Genomic DNA, 4,788 nt, shown 5'->3' on the forward strand with positions numbered 1-4,788 from the left:
GGCGCCGTAGGCATAAACGGTCGCGTTAAGTATTTGCCGCTTGCTTGGGCTTGGATGCCCAAAACATGCTTCCGCAAAAATAGCGACTCCCCGACTGCATTTAGCTTCCTGCTGCTGGAGTGGTAAGAAACCGCCCTCTTGGCGTTTCTGGCTAGAGTCTTACACACGCCCCATAAAATCAAGACGTTGCACTATTTTCGGGCATCAATCCATTCCTACCTCCTACTGACTACCCATTCAGTGGCGGTCACAAATATGGTGGCAGGTGTAAGAATCTTCTCTTATTAGAACGGGAAAAATAGCGCAGCATGGAAGAGAGAGTTCCCGGCTACTGTGCACTCTGTATATCGCACTGTGGCTGTACATCGATCGTGGAGGATGGTCGCCTAACGGCGGTCGAGCCCGATCCTGCCCATCCAACTGGTAGCGCAATCTGCATCAAGGCAATGGCCGCACCCGACCTGGTCTACAGCTCTGAGCGCCTCACAAGCCCGTTGCGACGCACCACCCCTAAAGGGGATGACAATCCCAACTGGGAAGCGATCTCCTGGGATGAGGCGCTGACAGAGATCTCAAGCCGCGTTAACGCACAGGCCGCAGCCGATGGTCCGGAGTCGGTCGCCTTCTCAGTGACGACACCCAGCGGTACTGCCATCGCTGATAGCTTTCCCTGGGTTAACCGCCTCGCCCACGCCTTCGGCTCACCCAATACCGTCTTTGCCACCGAGAACTGCAACTGGCATAAGGACTTTATGCCGCAGCACACCTTCGGCACACCACTTGGCATGCCCGACTACGAACTGAGCGGCTGCATCCTGTTGTGGGGATTTAACCCCTCCACTAGCTGGCTTGCCCAGGCACGGGCGATAAAAACCGCACGAAAGAACGGCACCAAACTGATTGTGGTCGATCCACGCAGTGCTGGATTTGGCAAGGGTGCCGATCAGTGGCTGCGGGTTCGCCCTGGCAGCGACGGCATTCTGGCAATGGCACTGGCCAGCATGCTGATCGAGAACGGCTGGTTTGATCGTGAGTTTATCCGCGACTGGAGCAACGGCCCCTTTCTGATCCGTGATGATAACGACCGTTTTCTGACCGAAGCGGACCTGATCGCAGGTGGCTCGGCCGAAAGCTATGTCGCCTGGAACAGCACCCTGGATCGGCCAGTGCTCTACGACACCGAGAGCGCCACCTATAGAGATCCCGAGGGCCGGATTGGCCTCAGTGGTAATCACACTATTGCAACCATTCATGGCGAGCTCCACTGCCGCACCGCCTTCCAGCGCTATAGCGAAACCTGCCGCGAATACTCAGGCCCTGAGATTGAAACGGTGACGGGCGTATCGCCCACACAGCTCTACGAAACGGCCAAACTGATTCATCAATACGGTCCGCTCAGCTACTACACCTGGACAGGCACCGCACAGAACACCCAGGCAACCCAGACCGGGCGTGCCATGGCACTGCTCTACGCCCTGACGGGCGCGCTTGACGCCGCTGGAGGAAACACCCAGTTTGAGCGCCCACAGCTCAACAATGTTTTTGGCCACGAGCTGCTCTCCGAGACTCAGCGCGGGAAGACACTAGGACTCGACGAACGACCACTGGGACCTGGCACCATGGGCTGGATCTCATCGCGTGATCTCTACAGCGCTATCAGCGACGGCTCACCCTATCCAGTAAAGGCACTGATCAGCTTCGGTGCCAACCCGCTACTCACCAAACCGGCTCCCCACGCCGCCGACGCGGCGCTGCGCAAACTCGACTTCCACGTCCACTGCGACCTCTTTATGAATCCAAGCGCGGCCAATGCCGACATCGTGCTACCAGTCTGCTCTGCATGGGAGCGTGAGGGACTCAACGCCGGTTTTCAGATCTCACAGCAGGCGGAGGCATATATTCAGCTCCGCCCTGCCGTTGTCGAACCACGTGGCGACTCGCGCAGCGATGAATGGATCGTCTTCGAACTGGCCAAGCACCTCGGCCTCGGCGAACAGTTCTTCAACGGTGATCACGAAGCGGCACTACGCCACCAGCTCGAGCCGAGCGGTGTAACTCTGGAGGCGCTACGCGAAGCCCCACGAGGTATTCCGCTGCCACTCAGAACCCACTACCGGAAATATCGTCACCAGGGTTTCAACACACCCTCTCGACGCATCGAACTCTACTCACAGGTGTTTCTCGATAGCGGCTACCCTCCGTTGCCAGAGTTCATCGTGGAACCGGCCAAAAACAGCTACTACCCACTGCTGCTCACCTCGGCAAAAACGGTTCAATACTGTCACAGCCAGCAGCGCAATCTACCGCTGCTGAGAAAGAGCATGCCGAGGCCCCTGATCGACATCCATCCCAACACCGCCAATGTTTTTGGTATCGCCGAGCATGACGAGGTGGTGGTCACCACTGATGAGGGAGTAATGAATGCAGAGGCACGTTTTAACAGCAGCCTGGCGCCCGACGTGCTCTGCTCACAGTACGGCTGGTGGCAGGCATGCAACCAGCTTGGAATAAAAGGGTACGCGATTGAAGGGCGCGAGAATGGAAACTACAACAACCTAATCAGCGATAAACGGATCGACCCGATCAGCAGCTCCAACACCCTGCGTCACAGCTACTGCAAAATAAAGCGGCGAGCTGAGGCGACTACTCCTCAATAATCTCCAGCTCTTCGTCCGTTTCGTTTTTCACCTCAAACGGGTTCTCCTCACGCAGCGAGGCGATTGCCATCGCTATTGAGAGCAGAATAATCGCATTGAGAAACACAGGAATAATAACGAAGGCGTAACCGAGCGAGTGTACACTCGCACCACCCACCACCGCCGTGATCGCTGTAGCGCCACCCGGCGGATGCATGCAGTGCAGCTGATGCATAAAGAGCATCGCCATCGGGATCGAGAGCGAGGCAGCCAGAAGCTCATTAGGGACCAGAAAGTAGCAACTCATCCCAACAAAGGCGGAGACCAGATGACCACCGACCAGATTCCACGGTTGTGAAACGGGGCTAAAGGGGAAGGAGAAGAGCAGAATTGCAGAGGCACCAGTCGAGGCGAGAATCATTGGCATATCATCGGCCTCAAGGATCACACTGGAGACAAACGAGGCGATAGCCGTACCGATAAAGGCACCCACCAGCGAGATCATAAACTCTCGCTCGCTCATCACCCGGTGCAGCCCGATTATTCTTTTAAGCATTGATCCTGACCTACGCTGACCGCCATGGATAGCGAAGCGAAGGCGGTTAGTCCGCGATAGTCGACGCCGTCTGCCTATTCGTAGTTGAGAGCGTGAGCGAACGACGGAGACAAGCTTCCGCAAAAATAGCGACTCCCCGAATTTATTTAGATCAGAGTACCACAGCACGGCGACGCATCACCCATACGAGTGGCATCACTTGAATCAGACGCTCTCCCTGCCAAACAGGAACACATCACAAGAACCAGACACCTTGATAATCAAGACAACGTACAACGATTGCCAGTACCTGGGAAAGCTAGCGTGAAGCGGAACCACACAATACCCATACCGACATTATTGCTAGGCATTATTCTTTGGATACACCGATTTCCTGATCACATCAGGATCAATCTCTTTTACCGACGAAAGCTCTTTTATCAAAGAGTCTGTTTCTGACATCATGCCATCAAACATCGCATAAACATCCTTGTTAAAATCCCTATGATTTAATATTTCCAACTCCACAAGCTTTAATTGATTCAATAAATTATTAGTCACGTGCAATGCGCTATGCATAGTCGCAAGATATATTTCCTTTTTTTTATTTTCTATTTCAGCTTCATATTTTATTTTCAACATCCGCTCTTGACTGGCTGCCCACTTAATAGCCAATAGCGCCGTTACCCAGATCACAAACAACGCCAACACCCTATTTGTAACCACCTTCCATAACTCGCCCTCTTGAGGTGAGAAATAGAACCCAACCAGAGTTAGCATTGAACATATAAAAGCAAACAAAATCACATATTTATTATTTCGAAACCAGAGTGCGATCAGAATAACGGCGGCGTATGGAACCCCACCCGCCACACCTAGAGGCAAATTAACATCAATCACAAAAATCGCAGCCATTATAAAAAAACCAAATAACAACAGCGAAACAGATTGATTTATTGATTTCATTTTTATTATTTACCCCAAGTCATTTATCATTGCATACATCACTGTTGTTAGACTTGTGAACGCCTGGGAACTGGGAACCGGGAAGAAAATCCGAATGGAATGTAATTTGATGTCATCTGATTTCGAACTCCATCTCTCTTCTACTTCCTTCGCCTGGGCTTGTTATGGTTTCCTGATTCAGCCCTTCTTGTTCGAATAGCGTGTTACAGCTTTCCTACAAAATCAAGTCATTACTGTTCCTTTATCCGATCTTCCCTTGGACATGACGACAATTTCCCTTACCGCTACTCAAACTCCATCTGTGCGAAAACACCTTGAGCATTTCGGCGCGCAATAAGATCAAACACCTTGAGATGACTGAAACGGGACTGATCGATCTCTACGGCTGCGTAAATATCACCACCCTCTTCGATCACCTTGGCGATCTCACCACGGAGAAAGGTTAGATAGTCGTAGGTATCGGCTCGCGCCTGTGCGGGTGTCGCCAGATGGCCGTGGCCGGGAATAATGTGTACGGGCTCATAACTCATCATGGCCTCGAAGACCTCCACCCATCGGGGAGTCGCTATTTTTGCGGAAGCTTGTTTTGGGCGTCCAAGCCCAAGCAAGCGGCAAATACTTAACGCGACCGTTTATGCCTACGGCGCCCCG

4 protein-coding genes are annotated in these 4,788 nt (G+C 52.8%); 1 reads left to right on the plus strand and 3 read right to left on the minus strand.

Features of this window, described 5'->3' with window-relative positions:
* Positions 1-308: 308 nt before the first annotated feature.
* Positions 309-2,657 carry a molybdopterin-containing oxidoreductase family protein gene (locus BOW52_RS16445; protein ID WP_078485170.1) on the plus strand — a complete coding sequence of 783 codons (2,349 nt, stop codon included), beginning with the start codon at positions 309-311 and terminating at the stop codon, positions 2,655-2,657.
* On the opposite strand, the gene BOW52_RS16450 is transcribed toward BOW52_RS16445, so the two are convergent.
* The 3 genes from BOW52_RS16450 to BOW52_RS16460 form a co-directional block, all read right to left on the minus strand.
* Complete coding sequence (locus BOW52_RS16450; protein ID WP_078485171.1) at positions 2,644-3,192, minus strand: HPP family protein; 549 nt, start codon at positions 3,190-3,192, stop codon at positions 2,644-2,646. The genes BOW52_RS16445 and BOW52_RS16450 overlap by 14 nt on opposite strands.
* A 342-nt stretch (positions 3,193-3,534) precedes the next feature.
* A complete protein-coding gene (locus tag BOW52_RS16455) occupies positions 3,535-4,137 on the minus strand; it encodes a hypothetical protein (RefSeq protein WP_078485172.1) in 603 nt (200 codons plus the stop codon).
* 284 nt (positions 4,138-4,421) lie between these two features.
* Positions 4,422-4,688: a hypothetical protein gene (locus BOW52_RS16460; RefSeq protein WP_078485173.1), complete on the minus strand. Its 267-nt coding sequence runs from the start codon at positions 4,686-4,688 to the stop codon at positions 4,422-4,424.
* Positions 4,689-4,788: the final 100 nt, after the last annotated feature.

The organism is Solemya pervernicosa gill symbiont (assembly GCF_002020875.1).
Taxonomy (GTDB): Bacteria; Pseudomonadota; Gammaproteobacteria.

Bases quoted from the DNA above. Each gene is read 5' to 3' on its own strand.
- BOW52_RS16445 (WP_078485170.1), top strand. From the start codon at position 309: ATGGAAGAGAGAGTTCCCGGCTACTGTGCACTCTGTATATCGCACTGT.
- BOW52_RS16450 (WP_078485171.1), bottom strand. From the start codon at position 3,192: ATGCTTAAAAGAATAATCGGGCTGCACCGGGTGATGAGCGAGCGAGAG.
- BOW52_RS16455 (WP_078485172.1), bottom strand. From the start codon at position 4,137: ATGAAATCAATAAATCAATCTGTTTCGCTGTTGTTATTTGGTTTTTTT.